This is a genomic window from Methylobacterium sp. 391_Methyba4 (genome assembly GCF_029691625.1).
Taxonomy (GTDB): domain Bacteria; phylum Pseudomonadota; class Alphaproteobacteria; order Rhizobiales; family Beijerinckiaceae; genus Methylobacterium; species Methylobacterium fujisawaense.
This window is the reverse complement of sequence record NZ_CP121475.1, coordinates 5,618,077-5,643,220: the sequence shown is the minus strand read 5'-3', so window position 1 is coordinate 5,643,220 and position 25,144 is coordinate 5,618,077. Positions and strand designations below refer to the sequence as shown.

Annotated in this window: 24 protein-coding genes; 11 read left to right on the top strand and 13 right to left on the bottom strand. The window is 70.4% G+C overall.

Annotated elements, in window-relative coordinates:
• Positions 1-57 precede the first annotated feature (57 nt).
• Positions 58-2,193: a TonB-dependent hemoglobin/transferrin/lactoferrin family receptor gene (locus P9K36_RS26520; protein ID WP_278306230.1), complete on the top strand. Its 2,136-nt coding sequence runs from the start codon at positions 58-60 to the stop codon at positions 2,191-2,193.
• A 16-nt stretch (positions 2,194-2,209) separates the two neighbouring features.
• On the opposite strand, the gene P9K36_RS26515 is transcribed toward P9K36_RS26520, so the two are convergent.
• Both P9K36_RS26515 and P9K36_RS26510 read right to left on the bottom strand, forming a co-directional pair.
• Complete coding sequence (locus P9K36_RS26515) at positions 2,210-3,142, bottom strand: glycosyltransferase family 2 protein (RefSeq protein WP_043355178.1); 933 nt, start codon at positions 3,140-3,142, stop codon at positions 2,210-2,212.
• 4 nt (positions 3,143-3,146) lie between these two features.
• Entirely contained in the window at positions 3,147-4,181 is a 1,035-nt protein-coding gene (locus tag P9K36_RS26510) for a glycosyltransferase family 2 protein (protein ID WP_111473514.1), read from the bottom strand.
• Positions 4,182-4,723: 542 nt separating this feature from the next.
• Between P9K36_RS26510 and P9K36_RS26505 the strand changes: the two genes are divergently transcribed.
• The gene (locus P9K36_RS26505; protein ID WP_043355176.1) at positions 4,724-4,945 is read left to right on the top strand and encodes a hypothetical protein; all 222 of its coding nucleotides are present in this window, start codon (positions 4,724-4,726) and stop codon (positions 4,943-4,945) included.
• 59 nt (positions 4,946-5,004) lie between these two features.
• Here P9K36_RS26505 and P9K36_RS26500 read toward each other — a convergent pair whose 3' ends face one another.
• On the bottom strand, positions 5,005-6,081 hold the full coding sequence (locus P9K36_RS26500) for an acyltransferase (protein WP_043355174.1): 1,077 nt from the start codon (positions 6,079-6,081) through the stop codon (positions 5,005-5,007).
• A gap of 177 nt (positions 6,082-6,258) precedes the next feature.
• Positions 6,259-6,411: a hypothetical protein gene (locus P9K36_RS26495; protein ID WP_164706357.1), complete on the bottom strand. Its 153-nt coding sequence runs from the start codon at positions 6,409-6,411 to the stop codon at positions 6,259-6,261.
• Between the two features lie 211 nt (positions 6,412-6,622).
• On the opposite strand from P9K36_RS26495, the gene P9K36_RS26490 reads away from it, so the two are divergent.
• Together P9K36_RS26490 and P9K36_RS26485 are read left to right on the top strand one after the other, a co-directional pair.
• Positions 6,623-7,360 (top strand): sugar transferase, encoded by a 738-nt coding sequence (locus tag P9K36_RS26490; RefSeq protein WP_051045014.1) that lies wholly within the window; start codon positions 6,623-6,625, stop codon positions 7,358-7,360.
• A gap of 63 nt (positions 7,361-7,423) precedes the next feature.
• A complete protein-coding gene (locus tag P9K36_RS26485; protein WP_278306228.1) occupies positions 7,424-7,645 on the top strand; it encodes a hypothetical protein in 222 nt (73 codons plus the stop codon).
• A gap of 243 nt (positions 7,646-7,888) precedes the next feature.
• Here P9K36_RS26485 and P9K36_RS26480 read toward each other — a convergent pair whose 3' ends face one another.
• Positions 7,889-8,722: a family 16 glycosylhydrolase gene (locus P9K36_RS26480; protein WP_043759837.1), complete on the bottom strand. Its 834-nt coding sequence runs from the start codon at positions 8,720-8,722 to the stop codon at positions 7,889-7,891.
• A gap of 202 nt (positions 8,723-8,924) precedes the next feature.
• On the opposite strand from P9K36_RS26480, the gene P9K36_RS26475 reads away from it, so the two are divergent.
• Positions 8,925-9,950, top strand: coding sequence for a glycosyltransferase (locus tag P9K36_RS26475; RefSeq protein ID WP_043759836.1), 1,026 nt, complete (start codon positions 8,925-8,927; stop codon positions 9,948-9,950).
• A 31-nt stretch (positions 9,951-9,981) separates the two neighbouring features.
• On the opposite strand, the gene P9K36_RS26470 is transcribed toward P9K36_RS26475, so the two are convergent.
• The 8 genes from P9K36_RS26470 to P9K36_RS26435 all read right to left on the bottom strand — a co-directional run bounded on the left by P9K36_RS26470 (position 9,982) and on the right by P9K36_RS26435 (position 19,091).
• The gene (locus P9K36_RS26470; protein ID WP_043355166.1) at positions 9,982-10,290 is read right to left on the bottom strand and encodes a hypothetical protein; all 309 of its coding nucleotides are present in this window, start codon (positions 10,288-10,290) and stop codon (positions 9,982-9,984) included.
• Between the two features lie 183 nt (positions 10,291-10,473).
• Positions 10,474-10,779: a hypothetical protein gene (locus tag P9K36_RS26465; RefSeq protein ID WP_085987698.1), complete on the bottom strand. Its 306-nt coding sequence runs from the start codon at positions 10,777-10,779 to the stop codon at positions 10,474-10,476.
• A gap of 455 nt (positions 10,780-11,234) precedes the next feature.
• Positions 11,235-11,477: a hypothetical protein gene (locus P9K36_RS26460; RefSeq protein WP_043759834.1), complete on the bottom strand. Its 243-nt coding sequence runs from the start codon at positions 11,475-11,477 to the stop codon at positions 11,235-11,237.
• A gap of 97 nt (positions 11,478-11,574) precedes the next feature.
• Positions 11,575-11,796: a hypothetical protein gene (locus P9K36_RS26455; RefSeq protein ID WP_043355162.1), complete on the bottom strand. Its 222-nt coding sequence runs from the start codon at positions 11,794-11,796 to the stop codon at positions 11,575-11,577.
• An 800-nt stretch (positions 11,797-12,596) separates the two neighbouring features.
• On the bottom strand, positions 12,597-13,424 hold the full coding sequence (locus P9K36_RS26450) for a response regulator transcription factor (RefSeq protein ID WP_043355160.1): 828 nt from the start codon (positions 13,422-13,424) through the stop codon (positions 12,597-12,599).
• Between the two features lie 695 nt (positions 13,425-14,119).
• Complete coding sequence (locus P9K36_RS26445; RefSeq protein WP_043759831.1) at positions 14,120-15,355, bottom strand: glucosyl transferase; 1,236 nt, start codon at positions 15,353-15,355, stop codon at positions 14,120-14,122.
• A complete protein-coding gene (locus P9K36_RS26440; RefSeq protein WP_043759829.1) occupies positions 15,352-17,709 on the bottom strand; it encodes a polysaccharide biosynthesis tyrosine autokinase in 2,358 nt (785 codons plus the stop codon). The genes P9K36_RS26445 and P9K36_RS26440 overlap by 4 nt, the downstream gene beginning before the upstream one ends.
• Before the next feature lie 92 nt (positions 17,710-17,801).
• Positions 17,802-19,091, bottom strand: coding sequence for a polysaccharide biosynthesis/export family protein (locus P9K36_RS26435; protein WP_043379172.1), 1,290 nt, complete (start codon positions 19,089-19,091; stop codon positions 17,802-17,804).
• A gap of 375 nt (positions 19,092-19,466) precedes the next feature.
• Between P9K36_RS26435 and P9K36_RS26430 the strand changes: the two genes are divergently transcribed.
• The 6 genes from P9K36_RS26430 to P9K36_RS26405 are packed head-to-tail and all read left to right on the top strand — an operon-like array spanning position 19,467 to position 25,114.
• Positions 19,467-20,015 carry an acyltransferase gene (locus tag P9K36_RS26430; RefSeq protein ID WP_043355152.1) on the top strand — a complete coding sequence of 183 codons (549 nt, stop codon included), beginning with the start codon at positions 19,467-19,469 and terminating at the stop codon, positions 20,013-20,015.
• Positions 20,016-20,028: 13 nt separating this feature from the next.
• Positions 20,029-21,057 (top strand): Gfo/Idh/MocA family oxidoreductase, encoded by a 1,029-nt coding sequence (locus P9K36_RS26425; protein WP_043379174.1) that lies wholly within the window; start codon positions 20,029-20,031, stop codon positions 21,055-21,057.
• Entirely contained in the window at positions 21,054-22,169 is a 1,116-nt protein-coding gene (locus P9K36_RS26420) for a DegT/DnrJ/EryC1/StrS family aminotransferase (RefSeq protein ID WP_043379175.1), read from the top strand. The genes P9K36_RS26425 and P9K36_RS26420 overlap by 4 nt, the downstream gene beginning before the upstream one ends.
• A complete protein-coding gene (locus P9K36_RS26415; RefSeq protein ID WP_043759825.1) occupies positions 22,153-23,184 on the top strand; it encodes an NAD-dependent epimerase/dehydratase family protein in 1,032 nt (343 codons plus the stop codon). Before P9K36_RS26420 ends, P9K36_RS26415 begins: the two co-directional genes overlap by 17 nt.
• Entirely contained in the window at positions 23,181-24,317 is a 1,137-nt protein-coding gene (locus P9K36_RS26410) for a DegT/DnrJ/EryC1/StrS family aminotransferase (RefSeq protein WP_182591421.1), read from the top strand. The genes P9K36_RS26415 and P9K36_RS26410 overlap by 4 nt, the downstream gene beginning before the upstream one ends.
• Positions 24,314-25,114 (top strand): polysaccharide deacetylase family protein, encoded by an 801-nt coding sequence (locus P9K36_RS26405; protein ID WP_043759821.1) that lies wholly within the window; start codon positions 24,314-24,316, stop codon positions 25,112-25,114. The genes P9K36_RS26410 and P9K36_RS26405 overlap by 4 nt, the downstream gene beginning before the upstream one ends.
• The last annotated feature ends 30 nt before the right edge of the window (positions 25,115-25,144 follow it).

The window sequence follows — 25,144 nt, the reverse complement described above, 5'->3', positions numbered from 1 at the left end:
AAGCCAGCCATCCGCCAGCCAGCTCTTGGAAACGACTGTGCGGGGGCGATCGTCATCATGGCTTATGCTTTCCACCGGGCGCTCGTCGCCCTCGGCGTTGCGCTGGCGACTCTGCCGGGCGCCCGGGCGGAGGAGTCCGGCCCGGCCGCGCGCCTCGAGCCCGAGATCGGCCTCGATACGCTGTCGGTCACCGCGACGAAGACCGCCGTTCCGGCCGTCGACGCCCTGGCGGGCACGAGCGTCGTCCCGCGCGCGGCCCTCGACCGGCTCCAGCCCGGACGCCTGTCCGAGGTGCTGCGCGACGTGCCCGGCGTGACCACCCAGGAGAACCGGACCGATCCCGCGCAGGCGATCAACATCCGCGGCCTGCAGGATTTCGGCCGGGTCAACGTCCTGGTCGACGGCGCGCGGCAGGACTTCCAGGTCTCGGGCCACGGCGCCAACGGCGTGTTCTACCTGGATCCCGAACTCGTCGGCGGCGTCGACATCACCCGCGGGCCCACGGCGACGATCTACGGCTCGGGCGCCATCGGGGGCGTCGCGGCGTTCCGCACCCGGTCGATCGACGACATCCTGGCCCCCGACGAGACCGCCGGCTTCGTGCAGAAGCAGGGCTTCGGCACGAACGGCCAGCGCTTCGTGAACAGCTCGGCGCTCGGCGCCCGCATCGGCACCGCCGCGGACCTGTTCGGGCAGTTCGTCTTCCGCGACACCGCGCCCTATCGCGACGGCGCCGGCCTGCCGGTGCCCGATACCGGCAGCGACCTGAATGCGGGCCTCGCCAAGCTCACCCTGCGGCCCGCGGACGGACACGCGATCCACGCCACCGCGCTCCTCCAGCGCTTCGACTTCGTCAATGGCGGCGACACCGGCGGCGGGGCCCGCTTCGCCAACGCCGTGCAGGCCGACACCTACACCGTCGGCTACCGCTTCGCCCGGCCGGACGTGCCGCTCGTCGATCTCAGCCTCGACGGCTACGCGACCACGACGCACGACGCCCTGACTTTCCTGCAGGACTCGCCGCGGGGCGTTTACGGCCGGCTCGGCACCCGGGCCGGCGACCGTCTGACCTACGACATCGCGACGTTGGGCTTCGACGCCCACAACACCGCCCGGTTCGAGACCGGTCCGGTCGCGCACGCGCTCACGCTCGGCGGCGACGGCGTGGCGAATCGCGTCCGGACCACCGACCGGGCCGGCGGCTTCGGGGCGGCCTTCACACCGTCGGGGCGGCGGGACCTGGCCGGCGCCTTCCTGCAGGACGAGATCCAAGCCGCGCCGTGGCTGCGGATCGTCGGCGCGCTCCGGCGCGACAGCTACCGGCTCGACGGCGGGGCCTATCGCGCCGGCGGCGCGCGGGTCTCGCCGAAGATCACGATCGGCGTTGCGCCGCTGGGCGGCCTCGAACTCTACGGCACCTATGCCGAGGGCTATCGCGCCCCCACCGTCACCGAGACGCTTGTGCAGGGCCTCCACCCGTTCCCGGCCTTCACGATCCTGCCGAATCCGGCCCTGCGGCCGGAGGTGGCCCGCACCGTCGAGGGCGGCGTCAACCTGCGCGCCGACGCCGCGATGGGGCCGGAGGATTCCCTGCGCGCCAAGCTCGCCGTGTTCGACACCGCGGTCGACGCCTTCATCGACATGCAGGCGGTCGGGCCGACCTACTTCGTCCCGGCGATTCCCGGCATCCCGGCCTCGGCCTGCTCCGGCCGGCCCGGGCGCTTCCCCTGCGTGATCCCGGTGCGCTCCTACCAGTACCGCAACATCGCCCGGGCCGACCTGTCGGGCGTGGAACTGGAGGGCATCTACGATTGGGGCCGGGGCTTCGTGTCGCTCGCCGCCACCCATATCGACGGTCGCGACCGAGCCACCCGCGAGAGCCTGCTCACGGTGCCGCCGGACCGGATCGGCACGACGTTGGGCCTGCGCTTCCTCGCCGACCGGCTCACCGTCGGGACGCGCCTGACCCTGGTGGATGCGCGCACCGACCTCCCGGCGGGTTCCCGGAACCGGGCCACCAAGGCCTACGGGCTGGTGGACCTCTTCGCCACCTATGCGGTCACCGACCGGGTCACGGCGGATGTCGTCGTCCAGAACGCCCTCGACCGGCGCTACCGCCAGTACCGCGACGCCCTGGCAAGCCCGGGCCTCGTGGCCAAGGCGGCGCTCAGCATCGCGTTCGCGACCCGCTAGGAGACGCTAGAAGACGCTACCGGTAGCGCGACGGGTGATATTCCCGGTAGCTCAGGCCGATGACCGCCGCGAGCAGGCCGGCCCCCCGGCACAGCGTGTAGCCGCCGCCGATCAGGGTCTCCGGCCTGAGGGACAGGCCGGCGATCCCGAGCCGCAGCAGGCCACCGCCGAGGCGCGCGAGGCCGCGGCCCGCATTGGCGAGGCGGCCGGTCACCGTCTCCGGGCGGAGCCGGCCGAGATAGGCCTCGACGTTGCCGCTGCGGTACCAGCGGGCCAGCAGCCAGCGCACCCGCATCCGGTGCGTCGGGATGCTGTCGTAGACCAAAGCCGTCTCGGCCCAGGCGATCCGGTGCCCGGCCTGCAGCAGGGACCGGAAGAAGAAGGTGTCCTCGCCGCCCAGGGTGTTGAAGCGCATGTCGAAGGACAGGCCCAGCGCCCGGATCACCCGCAGGTCCAGGAGCGCGTTGGCGGTGTAGCCGTCCTGCACGAAGCCGTCGCGGACCGGCAGGCGCTTGGCGAAGAAGCCCCCCGCCGCCGCCCAGGTGGGCGGCACCCGGTCGAAGAACGGCACGACCGGCCCGATGCAGGCCGCGGCCCCCGTTCCGAGGGCGGTCTCGAGCAGGTTGTGGAGCCAGTCCCGGTCGGGGAACTCGTCGTCGTCGATCAGCGCGACCCAATCCGCGCCGGCCGCGGAGGCCTCCGCGAGGCTCCGGTTGCGGACCGCGGCGAGGCCGCGGGTCTCCTCCCGGGCATAGGTGACCGGGAAACGGCCGGTCGCCCGGTAGGCCTCCACGACCGGCACGGCGGCGCGGCTGCGCCCGTTGTCGATGATCAGGATGCGCAGGGCGGTCTCGGCGAGGTTGCCGAGCCGCTGCTGGTCCAGCGCCTTGAGAAGGCGCGCGAGCCCGACGGGCCGCTCGCAGGTGCAGATACAGATGCACAGGCGCATCGTCTCACCTCTGTCCGATCGGGAGGGCGTGTAGCCTCGGCCGCAGGCGCTTGCCCGCCGCTTCCAGCAGCGTCGCGGCCAGGGATTGCCACATCCGGGGATGCCGGAGCGCCAGGGCGGCGCCCTGGATCCACCGGCCGGCCTGGGCGGCCTCGATGACCTGGGCCATCATGCGCATCATCGCGAGGCCGTCGCGGTAGGCGCGGCTGCCGTGGCGGATCTCAGCGGACCGCGCCCGGGCCTCCGCGAGGCGGCCGTGCTCCGCCCGGGCCGCGAAGGCCGCCTCCAAGCGCGCAATGTCGGCTTGGCGCAGCCGGTGGGACAGGGAGGTCGGGCCGCGCCGATAGCCGTAGCCCGCGTCGCTGGTGACCACGAACCGCGCGCCCGCCGCGAGGGCCTCGAGGCACAGCAGGAAGTCCTCGCCGATCCGGACGCCTTCGTCGTACCGGATCTTGTGCCGGTTGAGGGTCTCGGCCCGGATCATGGGCTTGAGGTAGCCGAGCTTGGTCCCTGGCCTGAGAAGTTGATTGCAGGCGATGTACTTGGCGAGATCGATCTCGAACAGGTACGGCTCCCGGCCGCCCTCCATCATGCCCGGTCCCCGGGGATCGAACACGTCCGTGAACGGGATCGGGTTGTCGGCGACGATGTCGGCATCCGCCGCCAGGGCAAGGTCGAGCAGCGACCGGGAGCGATTTGGCAGGATCAGGTCGTCGGCGTCGAGGATCGCGATCCAGCGGCCCCGGGCGGCGTCCAGGGCCGCGTTCCGGGCGCTCGACGGGCCCCGGGGCGATCCCGGCCCGGCCCCGGCGAGGGAGATCACGCGGACGCGCCGATCGGCCTCCGCCAAGCGCGCCAGCACGGTCCCGGTCCCGTCCCGCGAGCCGTCATCGACCGCCACGACCTCCACGGCGGCGCCGGTCTGGGCGAGGGCGGAGCGAACGGCCATCTCGATCCAGGGCGCCGCATCGTGCGCGGCCATGATGAACGAGACGTCCACGGACGTGCCCCGGGCATCGGACAAGAATTGATCCGCCATCGCGTTTCCTGGCCCGACGGGCGCGGCCTCCCAGGCCGCCCTCGACATGAGCCCGAAGTGATCGGCGCGCACGACGCTCAAAGGGCGTAGGGCCGCCGGCAGCCCTTCCTCTTGCGGCGGATGGCCCCGGTGGCGGGGGGCGCTCAGCGTGACCCGGGCTTCGATTCGCCGCCGGGACGCGGCTCCTGCGGGGTGAGGCCCTGTGTCAGGATCGACCGGACATGGGCACGCAATTTCTGCTTCCGCTCCGCCGAGGCGGGAGAATCCTTCTTGAGGCTCGAATCGCCGGAGGCTGTCATGTCGAACGCCGCTGAGGCCCGTCACCGCGCGTCGCCATGGCCGACGCGGCCGGAAGGGTGATCGGCGATACCTATAATGGATTATTTGGATGGAATCTCGACATTATTGCAACGCGACTGGCGAAAACAGTTTTGGTGTTTGTTAAGGTTTATGTCTCCTACTGAGCATTGTCGGGCACGGGCGAACTACGTAGGTAGTATCCGAGGGGGCCCTCCCGAGGGCAGCATTCAGGGAGGAGATGGGTGCCCAGTCGCTTCTATTTCGATATCGAGAACGGCAAGGAAACGATCCGCGACGCGCAGGGCGTGGAAGCCGAAGACCTGGCCGAGGCGCTGGCGGAGGCCCGCAGCGTGATCGACGAAGTGGCAGGCGATCTGGGTGCCGCAGGCTCGGACGGCAGGTGGACGCTCGTCGTGCGCGACGCCACCGGTGCCGAGGTCGGCCGGTTGCCGATCAAGAGCTAGACAGGGCCCGCCCGCGGGCATCCGCAAACCGGCCCGGCCGCTGCCGCCGCGGGACGCGGCTACGGGCCGATCAGCGCAGACGAGCCGACCCGCCGGGGTGGCGCCCGCAGGAGCCGGCGGGCCGGCGCCTCGAGGAGCCGCCACGACAATTCCGCCAGCAACAGCGTGAGGATCAGGTCCAGCGCCATCGAGACCGGGCGCGGGCCGGCGACGTCGAGGCCGATTGGCGCGAGCACCCGTTCCGCGTGGAGCGGAACGTGGAACAGGTAGGCGGCGTAGCTGATCACGCCGATCCGGCGCAGCCACGGGATCTCCAGCAGGGCGACCGCGCGGCCGTCCCGCACCTGAACCACCTGCAGCAGGAGCAGCGCCGCCAGGACGCCGCTGAGGCGGCCGAGGATCAGCCACCAGCCGGTCGGCGCGACCACGAGCGGCAGGGTCAGGAACAGGATCGCCACGCCGGCCAGGGCGGCGTCGTGGGCGAGCCAGGCCGGAAGCGGCTTGGTGCGCAGACCGGCGAGGCCGCCCAGCGCGATCAGCCCGAGATTGGCCAGCGTATCGACATCGAAGCGCGTCGGCCCGGCGCCCGACAGCCACAGGGCGCCGTGCGTCACGACGCTGACCCCGATCAGGATCCCGCACAGCGTGCCGAGGTGCCGCCGCGGCAGGAACAGCGCCGCCGGCGCGAACAGCAGGTAGAATTGCTGCTCGACGGCGAGGCTCCAGAGGTGGCCGAGTTCGGTCCCCCAGCCGTTCTGCGCGATGTAGACGTTCGTGACGTAGAACCACGTCGCGCCCTTGAACGCGGCGGTGCCGAGACTGGACGGGTCGCCGGGCCGGACCGTGTAGAGCACGAACAGGAAGACGTAGTAGACCGGCACGATGCGGGCGATCCGGTTCCGGTAGAACAGTCCGAGGCTGCCGAGCGGCGTCGCCGTGCCGGCCTCCACCGCCGCGCGGGCGGCGTCGAGGATGCGGACGATCAGGAAGCCGCTCAGGACGAAGAACAGCCACACCCCGGCTGTGCCGACGGCTTCGGTCCTCGGGCTCGACGCCTTGTGGCTGATGAAGACCATCAGGAACGCCACGGCCCGGAGGCCGTCGAACCCGATGATGCGGCGCTCTGGAGGGGCCACGGCGCGCCTCGTCCGGTGATCGTCCGCGCCGCGCCGGGGCAGACCTGAGTGCCGATCTCGCCCGTGCGGCTTCGTTCGCGTCCGGGAGGGCCGGACACGCCGCCATAGACCGGGCTGAGAGCCGGAGGTCCCTACCTCGATCGGGGGAGCGGGGCTCCCCGAAAGCGGTCTTGCCGCTCAGCGGCGCCGGGCGAGGAGGGCGACGAGGCCGACGGAAACGGCCGCCGCAGCCTGGGCGGCCAGCAGCGCGACCAGGATCCCCTTCGGCAGGACCAGTGTGAAGCCGATCGCTCCTCCTATCAGCGCAGCGAAGACCAGCACGACCAGCAACGATTTACCTCCATTGATGGATCGGCGGCCGTCTTGTTGCCGAACCTCTCGCCGGCCCAGAGTCGGCGCAAGGGTTCCGCCTGCGATCGACGCCCCTTCGGACCGGCTGACAGCCGTCGAAGCCGGCTGCGGCGACGCGGGCCGGACCGGACGGGCGCGCACGCCGCTCCGCAGGTTCGGACCCCGTCTCGCTTCGAGTCAAGGAGCCGACATGTTGCGCCCGGCCGGGACCCCGACGCCGATCGAGTCGTCGACGCCGCAGGATGTGGTCGAGACGATCAACGAGGCCTTGGTCAAGACGTTGCCGGCGACGGTGCAGGCCGGCCCGGGCCTCAGGGCGAGCTGGGTGACGAAGCGCATCCTCGACGCCACCATCGCCCTGACGGCCCTGCTCCTGCTGCTGCCGCTCCTGCTGTTCATCGCCCTGCTGATCTGGGGGAGCGACGGCCGGTCGCCGATCTTCCGCCACAAGCGCCTCGGCCGGTACGGGCGCCCCTTCGGCTGCCTGAAGTTCCGGTCCATGGTGCCGGACAGCGACACGGTTCTGACGCGGCACTTCGCCGAGCATCCCGAGGCCCGGGCCGAGTGGGAGGCGTCCTACAAGCTCACGCACGACCCCCGCGTGACGGCGCTGGGCCAGGTCCTGCGCAAGACCTCCCTCGACGAGCTGCCGCAGCTCTGGAACGTGCTGTGCGGAGAGATGAGCCTCGTCGGTCCGCGGCCGATCGTGCAGGCGGAGGTCGTCCGCTACGGCGCCGACTTCATCACCTGCTTCTCGGTTCCGCCGGGGCTGACCGGCCTGTGGCAGGTCTCCGGGCGCAGCGACACGGGCTACGCCGAGCGCGTCGCCCTGGATTGCGCCTATGCCAGCCAGTGGAGCCTCGCCCGCGACCTCGGCATCCTGCTCAAGACGGTGCCGGCCGTGTTGAGCCAGCGCGGCAGCCGCTAGGGCCATGGCCTGGCGGCCGCGTCCCAATCGCCGCGCACACCGTGGAATGCGCCGATGAAGGGCATGATGCTCAACGCCCTGCTGGGCGTGATGCTCGGACGCTTCGGTTCGGTCTGGCGGCTGCTGGTCTTCGTTCCGATCGTGGCGGCGGAGGTCGGCTACGGCCTCTGCGTCTACAACCTGAGCGCAGGTGCGTGTCTGCGCCGCGGTACGGCACTGCTGATCTGCGGCCAGCTGGCCTTTCTGCTCGGCGCGCTGCTGCGGCCCATCGCCAATCAGCGGTGACGCCCCCGGGGCCGGCCCGGGCCGCCGCGGCGACGCGGGCACGTCAGGCCGCATCGTCCTCGGCGGTGGGTGCCTCGATGCAGAGTCGCCAGAACTCCACGAATCCGGCGGCGTAGGCGGCGATGACGAGGCTCGACCAATGCATCGCGCAGCTCCGGGCACATTCGCGGGCTGAGCCTGATGCGGAGACGTTAAGATTCCGCCCCGTCCGGTGTCCGGGGCGCGGCCGACCGACGGGGGCCGCTACCGGCAGACGATCGATTCCTTGAAGCCGCACGGATCGCCCATCCGGGTGAACGCCACCCGCTCGAACAGCGCGGTGACCGGCCGTCCCGGATAGACCGTCGGCCCAAGCCAGGACGCGAAATCCTGGCCCTGTCCCGACCAGACGCTGAGCATGATCTTGCCCGGATGCGACGGGAGCGGCCGGTCGGGCGCGGCGCGCACCTCGCGCAGCAGGCGTCCGTTGACGTACCAGCGCAGGCGGTCGGGCAGCCACTCGAGGGCGTAGTCGGCGGTGGCGGTCGCGGCGTCGAATCCGAGCGGGTCGAAGCTGTCGTGGCCGCCGACGCCGCCGACGAAGTAGTTGAGCTGGACCTTGCCGGTGTCCTTGCCGAGGAACTCGAAGTCGATCTCGTCGTTCGTGCGCCGGTCGCCGTTCTCGGGGCCGTTGTAGGTGAAGAACGCCGAGACCATGCCGGACCCGGCGCCGGGCCGCATCCGGACCTCGTAGGTGCCGTAGCCGTAGCGCTCGTGGGTCTGGATCTCGGCGCAGCTGAACGGGCGCTCCTTGTAGGCGATGTTCGCCAGGGCCAGCGTCAGCTCGCCGGGCTTGGCGATCCGGACGCGCTGCTTCGACCACATGCAGCCCTGCCAGTCGCCGTTGGCCCAGCCGTCCGAGATGTACCAGCGGCGGTCGCTCAAGGTGTTGAAGGTCTCGACGAAGGATCCGCCGCCCTGTTCGGCCGGGGCACCGGCCGCTGGAGCGGCGGTCTCGCCGGCGCTGCCGGGATGGGCCTGCAGGAGGAGCGTCGCCGCCACGCAGAGGCGGCGGACCGGGCCGGACCAGATCGTCATGCGCGCGTCCTTATCTTCGCCGCCCGATCGCGGCGGTGCGGATCGTAGCGACGGGGGCGCCGCGGACCGGTGATCATTCGGACGATCCGGGCCGGGGCGCTCCCTCTCCTTTCGGACGATCTCGCGCCCCGCGGCGGAGCCGTCCTACCGTGCGGCGGACCGGCCGCGGCGCGGACCGGCCCGTGAGTCGCGGAGTCGTCCGGTGCGCAGATTACAGGCCCCGTCCCCCGTCCCGGAGGTCTGCGTCATCATCGCGGCCCGGGACGCCGCGGACACGATCGCGACCGCCATCGCCTCGGCGCTCCGGCAGCCGGAGGTCGCGGAGGTCATCGTGGTGGACGATGCCTCCGCGGACCGGACCGGCGCGGCCGCCGCGGCGGCCGACGACGGTTCGGGCCGCCTGAAGCTGATCCGGCTGTCCGTCAATGTCGGACCCGCGGCCGCCCGCAACCGGGCCATCGCGGCCGCGACCGCCCCGCTGCTCTGCATCCTCGACGCCGACGACCACTTCGTCGACGGCCGGCTCGGCCGGCTCCTGTCCGCGCCCCGGACCTGGGACCTGATCGCCGACGACATCATCATGGTCCGCGGCCGCGAGGCGGGCTCCGCCGCCGGCCTCGTGACCGGGCCCGGGCGGCCGCAGCGGCTCACCCTCGCGACCTTCGTGGCCGGCAACATCCCCCGTCCCGGCGCGTACCGGCGCGAACTCGGCTTCCTGAAGCCGGTCATGCGGCGGGGATTCCTGGAGCGGCAGGGGCTGCGCTACGACGTGCGCCTGCGCCTCGGGGAGGATTACGCCCTCTACGTGGAGGCGCTGGCGGCCGGGGCGGTGTTCGCCGTGACGGCGCCCTGCGGCTATGTGGCGGTCGAACGGGCGAACTCGCTGAGCGCCCAGCACCGGACGGACGATCTCGCGGCGATCCTGGCCTTCGACGACGCCATGCTGGACCGGCCGGGTCTCACCCCGGATGCCCGGGCGGCGCTCCGGGCTCACCGGACCGCGACGGCCAAGCGCTGGCAACACCGGCGCGTTCTCGACCGGCGACGCGCCCAGGGCTACGCGGCGGCCGTGAGGGAACTGCTCGGCACGCCCATGGCGTGGCGGCACATCCTGTCGGTGACTCTGGCGGCCAAGCTCGCGCGCCTGGTGCCCGCGGCTGCGCCGGACCGGGAGATCCGGCCGCGCCTGCTCCTCGGGCCCGAGCGCCGCCTCGAGCCCGTGCGCTGATCCCAGGCTCCGGCCGAGCCTGCCTGGCGGATCAGCGGTCGCGCTCCGCCTTGCGGGTGCGGACGGCCGCCACGTCGGAGCAGACGTCGTCCAGCGCGCAGCGGACCCGTTCGAGGGCGGTCGAGAACGCCGCGTCCAGATTCGGATCGACGGCGTCCCGCTTCGTGCCCTGGTGGAAGCTGTCCAGCAGGTAGGGCATCATCTTGCCATGGAGCGCCACGTAGGCACCGGGGCTGGACAGCTCGTAGACCACCGCAAGAGCGTGATAGGCCCGGATCAGGACCTCGAGCGCGACATCCGCACTGCGCGCGCCTCGATCACAATCATCGCTGCATATCATCGTGATTGATATTCTATTGCTGCCCTTTCCTCCGGGTAACATGCTCAATTATATCTGTCGATATTGAGGCCAATTGCACTTTTCGACAAGGCGTGCCGCACGGCGATTTAGCGGAGGCCCATGGCTCGACTGCAACAGTCTCGGAACGGACAAGCTCAGCGCAAGCCTATCTCAAGACGATACCTAGCTGCGCATAGGTCGCGTCGGCCGGATCATCGTGGCAATCTTGTTTTCAACCTCAACGAGGACGCTGTTCACAAGTTGAACGGCGTCGTCGACTGTCCCGGTCGTCAGGCTTCCGTTGCGGCTTGTTTCTTGAATGATGCGGAAATTATCTTCGACGAACGTGCGGATCTTCTGCTGAACATCGCCGAACTCGCCAGGATGAGCCGTCTCATAGAGCAGGGCGAGGGCCAAATAGGCGCGCCCGACCATGTCCAGCGCCAGGGTTGTGCTGATATCCGAATTTTCCGCTTCTGGCGCCGGCACGACGACTGAATTTCCTGTCGCAAGCTGAGCTGCTACTCTATCACACTCTCAATTCGACGCCAGCCATGTCGAATTTTTTCAATGGGATGGCGCCTTTCACGCATCCCGTTCGGACCGCGACCGTCCCGAACCCGCTTTCCGGCAGAGCTGGCCCGCGGGGAACTGCCCAGGACACGGCGTGCCGCTTCGGCCGGATCGGGCGCGAGGCGGGCGACCGCACGTGGAGAGCCCGCATCTGCTGGCGCCGACAGGCAAGGCCGCCGCATGGCTCGATCGGCGGATCGGCCGCCCCGGGGGCATCGGTCAGGGTCGGGCCCGTCGCAAGACGGGGCAGGCGCCGGCCGTTAAGGCGCGGCGAGCAATCGGCGCCGGTGCGGGCGTGGGGGCCTGTGCCCGGGACGCCCTGTCTCGAGGGGAGCGGAACCGGGCGTGCCGCGTCGCTCCGGGCGGAACCGTCAGCGGGTCGCGCTGTCCTGACGCCGGGCGCGGTCGCGGCTCGGGAGCGGCGCGAGACCGTGCTCGACCCGCAGCTTGAGTCCGAGGATCCGGTTGTGCCGCGCCATGGCGCGAAGCGATTCGGCCGTCTCGATATCGCCGCGCAACTGCAGGGCGTCGGCGGCCAGCGCCATCTGGGCGGCCATGGCATCAGCCTGCAGGGCGGCGCGCGGGTCGGTCGAGGAGTGGGGCATTCCGGCCATGGCTGCCACGGTGCGAGGGCTGGCCCGATCCTCAAGACAATCCGTTAACGATATCTTAACAGGCGCGCCTCGGAGGCGGCGGGTGCGGCCAGTGCCGTCACTTCCGGATGGGCAACCGGCCGACCAGCCAGCCGGCCTCGTTGCGCACGAGCAGGGTCCAGAGCGGTTCTCGGCCGCCTCCGGTGATCTCCTCGGCCATCTCGGCGATCACGCTGCGGGCCTCGATCAGGGCTTCCTCGAGGCCCGCGGCCTCGACGCCGACCAGGTCGCGGATCGTCTCCTCGGCATTTGCGATCTCGAAGTAGAAACGCGCCGCCAACAGGATTCTCCTCGGTCGGAACTCTTTCGGGAGTTCTCTGCTATAGCCCGATGCACGCATCTTAGCCGCGTGCGCCCTGAGATGAAGCGGTCAGAAAAGAGCAGCCGTCTTTGGCAATTCGGGTGATGCCTGTGCGCAATCTTCGCCGGATCGCCGAAGGATGGCTCGATCTAGGCCGAAGGGCGTAGCCGTCTGACACCCGCGATGTCCGGACGGTGATGTCGGGGCAGCACGGCGCGGACCGAAGGACGGGGGATGTCGAGCCCTGCGCGGACGTGCCGGCGCCTCCCAGGCTCCCAGGCTGGGGCGGGGTGACGCGACCGGCGCCGCGCTTGCGGGGGCGCCGCCAAGCGCGAGGCGGGCATGGCCCTGAATGCGGGTGGCGGCGGTCGGCGGCCGGGTGCGCGATGCCTGGACGGGCGGCGGCCCGCCAGCGGCCGAAGCGGCCAGTTCCGGTGCGGTCCTGCGCCCGCATGCCCGACGGGGCGGGCGACACGCTGCGCGAACTGCCCGCGACGGAGCGGGGCGGCCGGCAGGGAAGCGATCTCGACTTCGCCCGCGATGGGGCCCGTCGCCGCGCGAGCCGGGATCTGCGCCGATGATCGCGCCCGCCGGGGCGGCGCGGGCGATCCGTCCGCTTCAGGAGCCCGATGCCTCGAGCGGCGGCGAGGCTGACGAGGCCCCTCCCGGGCCGATCAAGCCGTCGACCGGAGAGGAGTCCGTGAAGCCCCGCTTGGCGCCGCCGGATCGCGGTCTCGCCGGGGTCACCCTGCGACCGCGGGAGGGGCCGCCGGGGGCGATCAGGCCGCGGGGGCCTTCACGCTCGCCAGGCTCGAATCCTCACGGAGGAAGTACTTGTTCGTCAGATAGGCGACTTCCGTCCGGTTCTTGGCCTTAAGCTTCTTCATGATATTCCGGACATGAACCTTCACGGTGCTCTCGCACATGTTCAGTTCATACGCAATGATCTTGTTCGGCGTGCCCTTCCGCAGCGCCCGCGCCACGCAGAGCTGCCGCGGCGAGAAGATCTCATCGTCGCCGGCCTCGACCGGCTCGTCCACCTTGATGTTGGCCAGCAGGGGCAGGAGGCACTCGGCCGGGATGTAGACGCCGCCGGCCTGCACGAGCTGGAGGGCCTGCAGGGCGATGTCGACGGAGGTCGTCGTCGGAATGTAGCCTTTGACCCCGAGCTTGATGATCCGCACGATCTGCTCGAGGTGCTCGCCGTCCGAGATGACCGCCACCGGCGGCGTGCCGGCCTCGCCCTGCAGGAAGGTCAGCTCCCGGGTGATCTCGGCCCACTCGGTCTCGGACAGATTGCCGTCCGGCCGGCAGAGGACGACCACGCTCGCCGGAACGAAGGGCGTCTGACGCTTCCACGATTCGATGTCCGCGAAGACTTCAAACGAAGTCTCCCGGTCGGCCTCGCTGAGCGAGGCGGCGAGGCATCGGCCGACGAGTTGGCGTCGATCGATGATCACGATGCGGCTGGAGCGGCCCCGGGACTGGTCCCGTTGCTCGACGACGGCCGGGTTGTCACCGGCATGTGCACCCGAAAAGCCGCCGCGGCTCTCGGCCGTGTCCCGCTCAACGATGATGAGCGCGTCTCGAGTACCAAGACTGGCCATGAGAAATTACCTCCTTTCGAAGGAAGTCCATTGTCAGCGATGACGTGAGTACCCAATGAGCCCGCCGACGGCGTGACACTGAGATACGCGGTCGCTCCGGTCGTCTGGGGCGATGGCCGATGACCACGGATACAATGCTAACTTTCGTAAAATCGCCTGTAAATACCCTGTATGAAATTAACTGCCTAAATTTCTTCTCTAAATACAATCATCGCTCACTACGTACGTACAGGGTGATTTGTTTGATAGCCGGTTCTTGAACTGATCGAGATGTGCATTCGCAAGGTCGTTTGTCGTCGGGCGGCGATCGGTCTCAAGATCTTTGCGAATGTAGTCCATCGTTCATCGATTTTCTGAATGATCAAACTTTGATTTGCTTGCCTCCGCTTATTGCTAAGGCGTTTGGCTTGGCTTTCGAACCGATTTCGATGATCCGAATGCGCTTCAGGTATTCGATTGCAAGTATTCGCCCCAATGCGATCCGGTGTCAAATGATGAGGCTAAAATGCAACATATGTGGGTGTTTGTTGGGGCTGTTTTGAGTCGAGTACTGATTTCATGGGTACGCTGCGGTACCGAATGGCAGGGCATCCGGATCCGCGGCGCGGCTGGGCGTGCCGCCCGGCGCGGCGGGCGAATCAGCCCGCGCCTGCGCGCCGGAATTGCGATGCCCGGACTGCTCTGAAGAGGCCTGTTCAGTCCACCCGGACCAGGAGATCGCGCATGCCGCCGACATCGACGAACGTGGCGAGGTCGCAGGCGAGCAGGCGGGCGTGTCGCTGCGCGTAGACGGCGGGCGTCAGCGTCCGCAGGAACGCCGTCACGGAATCCGCGAGCGGCTCGGGGAAGGCCCAGCCGAGCCCTTCGGCGACCGCGTAGCGCCCGGTGGCGGTCGAGGCGCGCGCGAGCGTCAGCGCCCCGCACAGGCCGCCCTCGTAGAGCCGGTTCGGCAGCAGCCAGTCCGAATTCAGTCCATCGTCGAGGTAATCGACGGCCCAGCTGAAGTGGACGCCGCTGTAGATCTCGGGGAGATCGCGGGGATTGGCGTAAGGACCGCGGAACGCCATGTTCGCACGGCCGTCCAGGGTTTCGGCCAGCACGCGCGGGGCTATGTCCTCCTCGGAGAGACGCCCGGCCAGGACGATCCGCACCGAGTCGCCGAGGGCGTCGGCAATGGCGGCGAGAAGCGTCAGGCTCCTGCGGCAGCGCAGCGTCCCGAACCAGCCGATCACCCAGGGCGGCTCAGCCGCGCGGGTGCGATCGAGCCGGTCCGCCACCTCGCCGAGGCGATGGCCCATGACCTTGTTCTCCAGCAGATGCCACGCGCCGGTGAAGCCTTGGACGGGCCGGAAGTACCGGTCGATGAAGTCCGGTGCGCTCACGACGAGGAGGGCGCTGCGGCGGAGGAGCCAGCGCTCGACCGTGCGGGCGATCCGCCCCGGGGCGTCCGGCCGGACCATCAGCCGCTGGATATCGAGCACCTCATAGACGAGGCGCGCGCGGCTTCCGGCGAGGCGTGAAGAGGTCCAGGCCACGAGGGCCATGTCGAGGTTGCGCACGTAGATCACGTCCGCCGCGCGCAGGTCGGGCCCGCGGCGCAGGGCGCGGAGGATGCCGAGGGCGAGGCGCGGCAGCCGGCTTGCGTAGTTCCGGTCGACGGTCCGGCCGAGCGGGACGGCGTCGTCCGCCTCCCGGGGCGTGGCTGCGCCGCCGGGTCGGGCCCGCTCGAAGGCGTAGACGATTACGGACCAGCCGGCTTCCCGGATGGCATCGACCCGCTTTCGGACCGTCGGCTCGGCCAGATCGTGGCCGAAGAAGGCGACCCGACGGCCGGGCACGGTCTTCGGGTTCGCGACCGCCGGGGGCGCGGTGGCCGCGCCCGGCCCGAAGGCCGAGGTCCGGCCGATGCCCCGGCTGAGCGGGCCGATCACAGAGCCGCCTGGGTTGCGTCGTGGGGCCGCCGCGGGGCCGTGGCCCAGCGCCGGAGCGCGCTCCTGAGGCCGCCGCGCCGGACCGCCGTCCCGTCGCTCGTCTTGTTGAGCACGATGCCCAGGACGGTGCTGCCGCTCGACTCGAGATCGTGGACGGCGGCGGCGACCTCGTCGATGCTCGTCCGCCCCGCCTCCACCACGATGATCAGACCGTCGAGGCTGTCGAGGAGCGGCTGGAGAGTGGGCAATTCGTCCACCGGCGGCAGATCGACGACGACGCGGTCGAGGGTGGTGCGTTCGTCCCCGACGACCGACGCGACGCCCTCCGGGGTCATCAGGTCGCTGAAATGGGGGTCGTTCGGGTGGCGGTTCCCGCAGGCGAGCAGGCGGACTTCCCCGGGCTGGGGCCGGACCGCCTCCGTGGCGCAGCAGCGGCCGGCGAGCACATCGAGCAGGCCGCGCTGGTCCGTGGCCCGGTTGATCTGCGAGAGCGTCGCACGCCTGACGTCCGCGTCGATCACCAGCACCCGCCCGGCGCTCGACCGGACGCGGGCGAGGAGCTGGCCGAAATTGCTCGCGAACAGGGTCTTGCCCGCGCCGGACCCCACCGAGGTGACGCCGATCGCGAAGACCGCACCGCGGCGATCGCTGCCCAGCACATGGGCCTTCAGGCTGTGCAGGCGCTCGACGAAGACCGATTGGGGCATGAACCGCACCGCGCTCGCCTTGAACGCTTCGACATTGGCCGGGCGCTGCGCCTCGCTGGCATGGGCCTGAGCCAGCGCCAGGGCGGCCCGGAAGCCCGGCTCGCGCCGCAGCTCGGGGAGAGCGGCGAGGCAGGTCAGGCCGTGGCCGGTGAGCTGCCGGGGCGAGCGGATCGTCCGGTCGAACCAGTGCCGCGCGAAGGCGCCGCTCACCCCGAACCCGGTGCCGACGAAGAGGCCGAGGAGCAGGATCAGGCTGCCGCGGGGCGCGCTCGGAGCCTCCGGCACGGTCGCCGGCGTGATCACGTGGGCAGAGGGCTGCGGATAGGATTGCTGGTTGACGGCGTCGATGTAGCGCTGGAGCAGGTTCGTGTAGATCTGGTCGTAGGTCTCGGCGGTGCGGTCGAGTTCTTTCGCCTTGACCCGGGCATTGCTCATGATCAGCGTCTTCGAGATCAGGGCGTCGAAGGCCGCCGTCATGCTGTCCTCACGTGCCTTGGCGACCTCGTAATCGTGGTCCAGGGACATGGCGAGGCGCTCGAGTTCGGTGCGCAGCGACTGCTTGGCCGCCTGAATGTCCCGCTGGATCGCCTGGACCGCCTCGTGGTCGGGGCCGAGCCGGCGCTTCAGGTCGTCGGCGCGCTGCACGAGGTCGACATATTGCCGGCGCAGCTGGATGATCACGCTATCCTTGAAGGCCTCGGTGATCCCGGGATCGGCGATGTCCGAATCGAGGAGCCCGCGGATCTGGTCGCGCACCGCCCGGGCATCCATGGTCTTGGCGCGGGCCGCGGCCACGGCGGTGTTGAGCTCTTCCACCTGCTGCTCGCCCACGAGGCCGCGCTTGCCCAGGTCGATGATGGTGTGCTCGGCCTTGTAGGTCTGGGCCTCGCGCGAGGCCTGGCTGGCGCGCTGCTGGAGTTCCTTCAGCCGCGGCAGCATCCACTCGCCGGCGACCTTCCAGATCTGGGCCCGGTTTTCCAGCTCGGTGCTGACATAGGCCTCGGCCACCGCGTTCGCGACGGCGGCGGCGGTGGTCGGGTTGTCGGCGCTGTACCCGACCTCGATGACGTAGGCCGCGCCGATGCGGTTGGCCTCCACGTTCTCCCGGAGGGTCCGTGCCTGGCTCAGTTCCGGGCTCACGGGGGCAGTCTCCCGGACCGGCGGTTCGGTGCCGATCAATCGATGGGGGAGCGCCTTGAGGGCCTTCACGACCTCACGGATCTTCGCCACCAGCGGGTGCGAGGGCACCGCGAGGTCCTGCAGGGGGGGGAGGCCGAGCCGGCGCACGGCGGCCAGCGCGATCTTCTCCGAGCGTATGTACTCGACCTGGCTCTCCACCTCGGCGATCTCGAGCGGGGCCCCGGCATTGGGCGTGTCGCGGGCCGTCACCGGGCTGGTGCGGCTCTCGATGTAGATGCGCGTCCGGGCCGTGAAGATCGCGGGCGCGGTCGCGACGTAGAATCCGGCGCAGACCAGGCCGATGGTGGCGAAGACCAGGATCGACCGCCAGTTCTGCCGGGCAATCGTCAGGATGGAGACCTGCGCCTCCGTCTCGGACGAGAACGGCAGGCTGCGCCAGGGGCCCGTCCCACCGGCGCGGGCCGCACCGATCGGCAGGAAGGACGCGCTGGTCGAGTGTCGGTTCATGGCTCTCTCCTCACCGCGGCGGACACCGCCTCGGAGCGCTCTCTGTCAAAGGGGGTGTCGGCTCGGCCCATGGGGTGCCGAACCGGGGGGCGTCAGTTCTGGCCGGCTCCGTCACCGATGCCCCGCAGGGTGGGATCCGGCTTGAGCGCGACCTCCAGGACGTCGCCCGGCTGAAGCTCCATGTCCTCGGCGGCGTCGAGCTGGGTCCGGGACGTGCTGCCCTGGCGGAAGACCGAGATCGCGGCCTGCGCCCGGCTTCCGGATAGGAGCTGGGCCCGCAGGGCGCCGGTGTAGACGAGCTTGTCGTTGATGCTGTTCAGCTTCGAGCGAAGTGCCGACAGGTTGCTCTCCGCGGCCTGGAGCTTCTCCAGGGCGTCCATGGCCTGCAGGTCCTCGACCCGCTCGAGCTTGCGGGCGACGTCGCTCTTGTCACGGTCGAGCTGGGTGAGCTGGACCGTCGTCTGCAGGGCGCGGGTCGAGGAGAGCAGCACCGCCCGCCGGGCGTCGGTCAGCCGCGTGGTGACCACCGCGCCGCGCTGGAACAGGGCACGCACCGTGTCGTACTCCTCGGCATCGGCGTTGACGCCCTCCTTCTCCTTGACCTGCTGCTCGCTGAGATTGGCGTACTGCGTCTGGGCCCGGGCGAGGGAGCGCTGCAGATGCTCCTTCTCCTTCGCGATGTCGGTCAGCTGGATCCGGAGCTGCTGCTCGGCGAGCTTCTGCGCCGGTGTCGGGCGGCCGCCCGAGGCGGCCTGCGGGTCCGCGGCCGGGGCGCTCCTGTCCCGCGGCGCGGCGATGATCGCCTTCAGGCGCCAGATCGTCGCATTCTCCCGCGCGATGCTCGCCCAGGTCGCGTCGTAGTCGGCGCGCAGGTTCGCGGATTCGATGATCGGGTTCTCCATCCGGAACCGCAGGAGATTGTAGCCGCCCGCGAGGGCGACCGCCTGCCGGACGGTCATGCCCGGATGGAACGGGTGCTCGCCCTGCTTGGTCACGTCGCCGCTCAGGTAGATCGGCTGGTACTTCGCGACCCGCACGCCGATCTCGTCCGGCTCGATCACGGCGATCGTTTCCCTGCCGTCCGGCCCGCGCTGCCGCACCGCCTTGGCGGCCAGGGTCTTCTGCAGGTTCCGGCGCAGCTCCGCGAGGGTCAGGCCGGCGGCCGGCACGTCCCCGAGCAGCGGGACCATGAGGGCGCCATCGGTCGAGACCGTGGATTCCTGCTTGAAGTTCGGGAGGCTCAGGGCCGACACCTCGATCGTGTCCCCGGGGGCGATCCGGTACTCCGCCGCCGCGGGGACCGTGAACAGGGCGAGCAGGCAGGCCATGATGCCGGCTCGGGAGGCGCGCCGGGTGACGGCGGACCGATATCCGGCAGGCATAGGCTCAGTCTTCGCCAGAATCCTCGACACGCGTCGTCCCCTCGAATGCGCTGCCATGTCCGGGCGTGGCCATCGAGCGGCGAACCGCGCGTCGGCCTCACGGGCTTATGGGTGGCTGAGGCGGCATGATGCGTAACGGCAAAGTCCGCCGGGACTCCTCCAAAAGGTGGGCCGGCGCCGTCCCGTCGGGGCAGGATCCCCGCCTTTCGGCGTAGGCGCGGCGACCGGAGCGCCGCCGGATCGCGACGGCCGGCAGCATCGGGCAGACGCTATTCGCCTTTCGACGGACGAACGCCATCGAAAGCCTGGGTTCCCGGCCACCTGCAGCTCTGTGCAGCTTTACCGCACGGAAATTCGGCGGGTGGAGCGACCGGTATGCCGATTAATGATGTCAATATTGGTTCTGATGTGGGCATATTGTACCCAGATCTGGTCAATATTTATGGATGTCGAATCGAAGACGGCTCGCGCATCGGCCCGTTCGTGGAGATCCAGCGCGGCAGCCATATCGGCCCGCGCTGCAAGATCTCCTCGCACAGCTTCATCTGCGCGGGCGTCTCGATCGGGGCCGAAGTGTTCATCGGCCACGGCGTGGTCTTCACCAACGAGCTCTATCCGGAAGCCACCAACGCGGACGGGAGCCTGAAGCGGGACGGCGAGTGGGAGCTCGTCGAGACCGTGGTCGAGGCCCGCGCCTCCATCGGCTCCAACGCCACCATCGTGGCGGGGATCACCATTGGCGAGGGCGCCCTGGTCGGCGCCGGTGCCGTCGTCACCCGGGACGTCCCGGCCTTCGCCATCGTCGCCGGATGCCCCGCGCGGGTCGTCGGGGACACGCGCACCAAGCGCGCCGAAAGCGCCGCGCGCGCCCGTTCCGTCCAGTCGCCGCGGCCCGAGCCGGCCGAGCCTCTGCAGATTGCTTGAGGGGAATGCACTCATGATCTCGATCGGTATCGTCGGATACGGCTACTGGGGGCCGAACCTCGCCCGGTGCACGTCGGAGAGCGAGCGCTGCCAGCTGGTGGCCATCGCCGACCAGTCGCCCGCCGCGCTCGCCCGGGCCGGCAAGCGCTACCCCGCCGTCCAGCTCCATCAGGACTGGCGCGACCTCGTGGCCGATCCCGCGATCGACGCCGTCATGGTGGCGACGCCGGTGAGCTCGCATTTCGAGATCGCCATCAACGCGCTGCGGGCCGGCAAGCACGTCTTCATCGAGAAGCCGATCACGCCCTCGGCCTTCGAGGCCCGGCTGCTGATCGAGGAGGCGGCCAAGCGCAACCTGAGGCTGATGGTCGATCACACCTTCGTCTACACGGGCGCGGTCGAGAAGATCCACGAGCTCGTCACGACCGACGCCATCGGTGACGTGTTCTACTACGACTCGACCCGGGTGAACCTCGGCCTGTTCCAGCGCGACGTGAACGTGATCTGGGACCTGGCGGTCCACGACCTCGCGATCCTCGACCACATCCTGGACCTCGCCCCGGTGGCGATCTCGGCGAGCGGCACCGGCCATTTCAGCGGCCGTCCCGAGAACATGGCCCACCTGACCGTCTTCTACCCGCGCGGGGTGGTCGCGCAGATCAACGTCAACTGGCTCGCGCCCGTGAAGGTGCGGCAGACGCTGATCGGCGGCAGCAAGAAGATGATCGTCTACAATGACCTCGACCCGATCGAGAAGGTCAAGGTCTACGACCGCGGCGTCACGGTCGGCGGCGGCTCGGACGACATCACCGAGCTGATGGTTTCCTACCGGACCGGCGACATGTGGTCGCCGCACCTGTCCTTCCGCGAGGCGCTGATCGTCGAGATCGAGCACTTCGCCGATTCCATCGAGAACGGCACCGCGCCCATGACCGACGGCCACAGCGGCCTGCGCGTCGTCGAGATGCTCGAAGCCGCCATGCGCTCCCTGCGCCAGAACGGCGCCCCCATCGACCTCATGCCACTTGCGAGGGCCTCGTGATCCCCTTCCTCGACCTCAAGGCGCAGTACGCGGCGATCGGCGGCGACGTCGAGACCGCAATCCTCAACGTCCTGCGCAGCGGCGACTTCGTCCTCGGCCCGGCGGTCAGCGCCTTCGAGACGGCCTTCGCCGAGGCCTGCGGCGCCCGCCACGCGGTCGCCGTCAGCAGCGGCACCGCGGCCCTGCACCTCGCCCTCCTCGCCCTCGACATCGGCCCGGGCGACGAGGTGATCACGGTCTCGTCGACCTTCGTGGCGACGGTCGCGGCGGTCCTGTATGCCGGGGCCACCCCGGTCCTCGTCGACATCGACCCGGTCACCTGGACCATGGACCCAGCCCTGGTCGAGGCGGCGATCACGCCCCGCACCAAGGCGATCCTGCCGGTGCACCTCCACGGCCGGATGGCCGATCTCGACGCGCTCGGCGCCATCGCCCGGCGCCACGGGCTCGCCCTCGTCGAGGACGCCGCCCAGGCGCATCTCGCCGAGCGCGGCGGCCGCAAGGCCGGCACGATCGGGGATATCGGCTGCTTCAGCTTCTATCCCGGCAAGAATCTCGGGGCCTACGGCGAGGGCGGCGCCATCGTCACGGACCGCGACGACCTCGCCGCGGCGGCCCGCTGCCTGCGCGACTGGGGCCAGCAGGGCAAGTACAACCACGTCCGCCACGGCTTCAACCTGCGCATGGACGGCGTCCAGGGCGCGGTGCTGGGGGTCAAGCTCCCGCACCTGGAGGGCTGGACCCGCGCCCGCCAGGCGGTGGCGGCGGAGTACGGCGCCCGGCTCGCGGGCCTCGGCCTGGAGCTGCCGGCGCCCGCCGGGCTCGACCACGTGTTCCACGTCTACGCCGTGTCGACGGCGGACCGCGAGGGGCTGCGCCAGTACCTCAACGCGGCCGGCATCGCCACCGGCATCCACTATCCCGTCCCGGTCCACCGGCAGCCCGCCTACAGCCACCTCGACGACGGCGCCGGCCGCCTGCCGGTCACCGAGCGGCTGGCCGCCCGGACCCTGTCCCTCCCGATGTTCCCCGAGATGACGTCCGCGCAGATCGACACCGTCTGCCGGGCCGTCGCGAGCTACTGCGAGGTCGCCGATGCCCAAGCTGCGTGAGGTCACCAAGGGAAGCCGCTTCAGCGGCGACCTGCGCGGGACCCGGATCCTGGTCACCGGCGGATCGGGCTTCATCGGCTCGCACATCATCGACCTGCTGGTCGAGGCCGGCTGCGAGGAGATCGTGGCCATCGACAACATGATCCGCGGCCGCCCCGAGAATCTCGGGGACGCCCTCGGCTCCGGCCGCGTCCGCCTCGTCCAGGGCGACATCCGCGACCGCGCCCTGATGGATACGCTGGTCAAGGGCACCGACGTGGTGTTCCACCAGGCGGCCCTGCGGATCACGCAATGCGCCGCGGAGCCGCGCCACGCCTTCGAGGTGATGGCCGCCGCGACCTTCAACCTGCTTGAGAGCTGCGTCGAGGCCGGCGTCGCCAAGGTGGTGATGGCCTCCTCGGCCTCGGTCTACGGGATGGCGGAGGTCTTCCCGACGACCGAGAAGCACCACCCCTACGACAACCGGACCCTGTACGGCGCCGCCAAGTCCTTCGGCGAAGGTCTGCTGCGCTCGTTCAACGACATGTACGGGCTGGACTACGTCGCGCTCCGGTACTTCAACGCCTACGGCCCGCGGATGGACCTGACCGGCCGCTACACCGAGGTCATGGTCCGCTGGATGCAGCGCCTGGCCGAGGGCCAGTCGCCGATCGTCTTCGGCGACGGCCTGCAGACCATGGACCTCGTCCATGTCCGCGACATCGCCCGGGCCAACATCCTGTCGGCGATCTCGCCGGCCACCGACGTGGTGCTCAACGTCGGCACCGGCGTCGAGACCTCGCTGGTCGACCTCGCCGGCCACCTCACCCGGATCATGGGCCGGGACGGCACGCCGCTGATCCACGAGGCCGAGCGGGCCGTGAACCCGGTGCCCCGGCGCCTCTGCGACACGAGCCTCGCCAAGGCGCTGATCGGCTTCGAGGCGAAGATCGGGGCGGCCGAGGGCCTCGCCGACCTCGTCGCCTGGTGGCAGGACGAGTCCCGCTCGGAACACCTGCGGCGGGCGCTGGCATGATCCCGATCGCCAAGCCCGAAGTCGGCGACCCCGAGGCCGAGGCCGCCGCCGCCGTCGTCCGCTCCGGATGGCTGACCCAGGGGCCGCAGGTCGCGGCCTTCGAGACGGAGTTCGCCGCGATCGTCGGCGCGCCCCACGCCTGCGCGGTCTCGAACTGCACGACCGCGCTGCATCTCGCCCTGCTCGCCGTCGGGGTCGGCCCCGGCGACGAGGTGGTGACGGTGAGCCACAGCTTCATCGCCACCGCCAACGCCATCGCCCAGTGCGGGGCGACGCCGATCTTCGTCGACATCGACCCGGCGACCTACAACATGGCCCCGGACGCCGCCGCGGCGGCGATCACCGGGAAGACGAAGGCCATCGTCTGCGTCCACCAGATGGGCATGCCCTGCGACCTGGAGGCGATCGTGGCGATCGGGCGCCGGTCCGGCATCCCGGTGATCGAGGACGCGGCCTGCGCCATCGGCTCCGAGCGGCTCCAGGGCGACGTCTGGCGGCCGATCGGCAGCCCGGCGGGGGACATCGCCTGCTTCTCGTTCCACCCGCGCAAGGTGCTGACCACCGGCGACGGCGGCATGATCACCACCGCCAACGCCGCGTGGGACCGGACCTTCCGGCTGCTGCGCCAGCACGGGATGAGCGTCTCCGACATCGCCCGCCACGGCAGCGCCCGGGTGGTGGTCGAGGAATACGCCATCGCGGGCTTCAACTACCGGATGACCGACGTGCAGGCGGCCATCGGCCGGGAGCAGCTGAAGCGGCTGCCCGACCTGATCGCCCGGCGCCGCGACCTCGCCGACGGCTACCGCGTGCGGCTGGCCGACCTCCCCGGGGTGACGCCGCCGCCCGAGCCGATGGGGCTGCGCAGCAACTGGCAGAGCTACTGCGTCCGCCTCCCGGACGATGCGGACCAGCAGGCGGTCATGCAGGCGATGCTCGACCGGGGCATCGCCACCCGCCGGGGCATCATGTGCGCGCATCTGGAGCCGCCCTACGCCGAGGCGCCGCGGCGATTCGCGCTGCCGGAATCCGAGCGGGCCCGCGACCACGCGATCCTGCTGCCGCTCTACGCGGCGATGACGGAGGCGGCGCAGGATCAGGTCGTCGACGGCCTGCGCGCCGCCCTGCGATGATCCCCGCACCGGTCAAGAGCCTCGCCCGGACGGTCGGCCTGACCCGCCCGCGCGTCGCCGCCGCCCGGATGGCCTGCGAGCGCACGACGCTCGCCCTCGCCCGACGGCGTCGGGCCCTGCCGGGCGGGCGCATCCTCTGCTACCACTCGGTGGGCCAGCCGGAATGCGGCGTCAACGACGTCGCCCCCGGGCGCTTCCGGCATCAGATCGAGCGGGCGCTCCGTCTGGGCTACCGCTTCGTGCCGGCGGCCGCCATCGCCGAGGGACGCGGCGGCGCCCGCGACCTCGCCATCACCTTCGACGATGGCTGGCACAGCGTGCTGAGCGCGGCGGCCCCGATCCTGCGTGATTACGGGATCCCGTGGACCCTGTTCATCGTGGCGGGTTGGCTGGACCGGCCCGAGACCGGGCCGCGCGGCATCCTGGACTGGCGCGCCATCGAGGCGCTCGCCGCGGCCGGGGTCGAGATCGGCAGCCACTCGGTGACGCACCCGGATTTCGGGCGCCTCGACACGGATCGGACCGTCGAGGAACTCGTCGTCTCCCGGGCCATCATCGCGCGGCGCCTGGGCGTCGCTCCGGCGAGCTTCGCGATCCCGCTCGGTCAATCGATGAACTGGACGCCCTTCGCCCAACAGGCGGCCCGCGAGGCCGGCTACCGGACCCTCTATGCGCAGGCGGAGGAGACCAAACCTGAGGGCACCGTGGGGCGGACCTTCGTCACCTGCTTCGACCATGATCTGATCTTCCAGGCCCTGCTGCGCGGCGCCTTCGATGCGTGGGAAGAATGGGTCTGATCTCCGGCGTCTCGGGGTGTTCCGACAGTC

Excerpts from the sequence above, each read along its gene's own strand:
- P9K36_RS26470 (WP_043355166.1), bottom strand. The coding sequence starts at position 10,290 with ATGATATGCAGCGATGATTGTGATCGAGGCGCGCGCAGTGCGGATGTC.
- P9K36_RS26415 (WP_043759825.1), top strand. The coding sequence starts at position 22,153 with ATGCCCAAGCTGCGTGAGGTCACCAAGGGAAGCCGCTTCAGCGGCGAC.
- P9K36_RS26410 (WP_182591421.1), top strand. The coding sequence starts at position 23,181 with ATGATCCCGATCGCCAAGCCCGAAGTCGGCGACCCCGAGGCCGAGGCC.
- P9K36_RS26520 (WP_278306230.1), top strand. The coding sequence starts at position 58 with ATGGCTTATGCTTTCCACCGGGCGCTCGTCGCCCTCGGCGTTGCGCTG.
- P9K36_RS26450 (WP_043355160.1), bottom strand. The coding sequence starts at position 13,424 with ATGGCCAGTCTTGGTACTCGAGACGCGCTCATCATCGTTGAGCGGGAC.
- P9K36_RS26430 (WP_043355152.1), top strand. The coding sequence starts at position 19,467 with ATGCCGATTAATGATGTCAATATTGGTTCTGATGTGGGCATATTGTAC.
- P9K36_RS26510 (WP_111473514.1), bottom strand. The coding sequence starts at position 4,181 with ATGGCGGATCAATTCTTGTCCGATGCCCGGGGCACGTCCGTGGACGTC.
- P9K36_RS26435 (WP_043379172.1), bottom strand. The coding sequence starts at position 19,091 with ATGCCTGCCGGATATCGGTCCGCCGTCACCCGGCGCGCCTCCCGAGCC.
- P9K36_RS26405 (WP_043759821.1), top strand. The coding sequence starts at position 24,314 with ATGATCCCCGCACCGGTCAAGAGCCTCGCCCGGACGGTCGGCCTGACC.
- P9K36_RS26440 (WP_043759829.1), bottom strand. The coding sequence starts at position 17,709 with ATGAACCGACACTCGACCAGCGCGTCCTTCCTGCCGATCGGTGCGGCC.
- P9K36_RS26460 (WP_043759834.1), bottom strand. The coding sequence starts at position 11,477 with ATGGCCGGAATGCCCCACTCCTCGACCGACCCGCGCGCCGCCCTGCAG.
- P9K36_RS26480 (WP_043759837.1), bottom strand. The coding sequence starts at position 8,722 with ATGACGATCTGGTCCGGCCCGGTCCGCCGCCTCTGCGTGGCGGCGACG.
- P9K36_RS26485 (WP_278306228.1), top strand. The coding sequence starts at position 7,424 with ATGATGCTCAACGCCCTGCTGGGCGTGATGCTCGGACGCTTCGGTTCG.
- P9K36_RS26425 (WP_043379174.1), top strand. The coding sequence starts at position 20,029 with ATGATCTCGATCGGTATCGTCGGATACGGCTACTGGGGGCCGAACCTC.
- P9K36_RS26515 (WP_043355178.1), bottom strand. The coding sequence starts at position 3,142 with ATGCGCCTGTGCATCTGTATCTGCACCTGCGAGCGGCCCGTCGGGCTC.
- P9K36_RS26490 (WP_051045014.1), top strand. The coding sequence starts at position 6,623 with ATGTTGCGCCCGGCCGGGACCCCGACGCCGATCGAGTCGTCGACGCCG.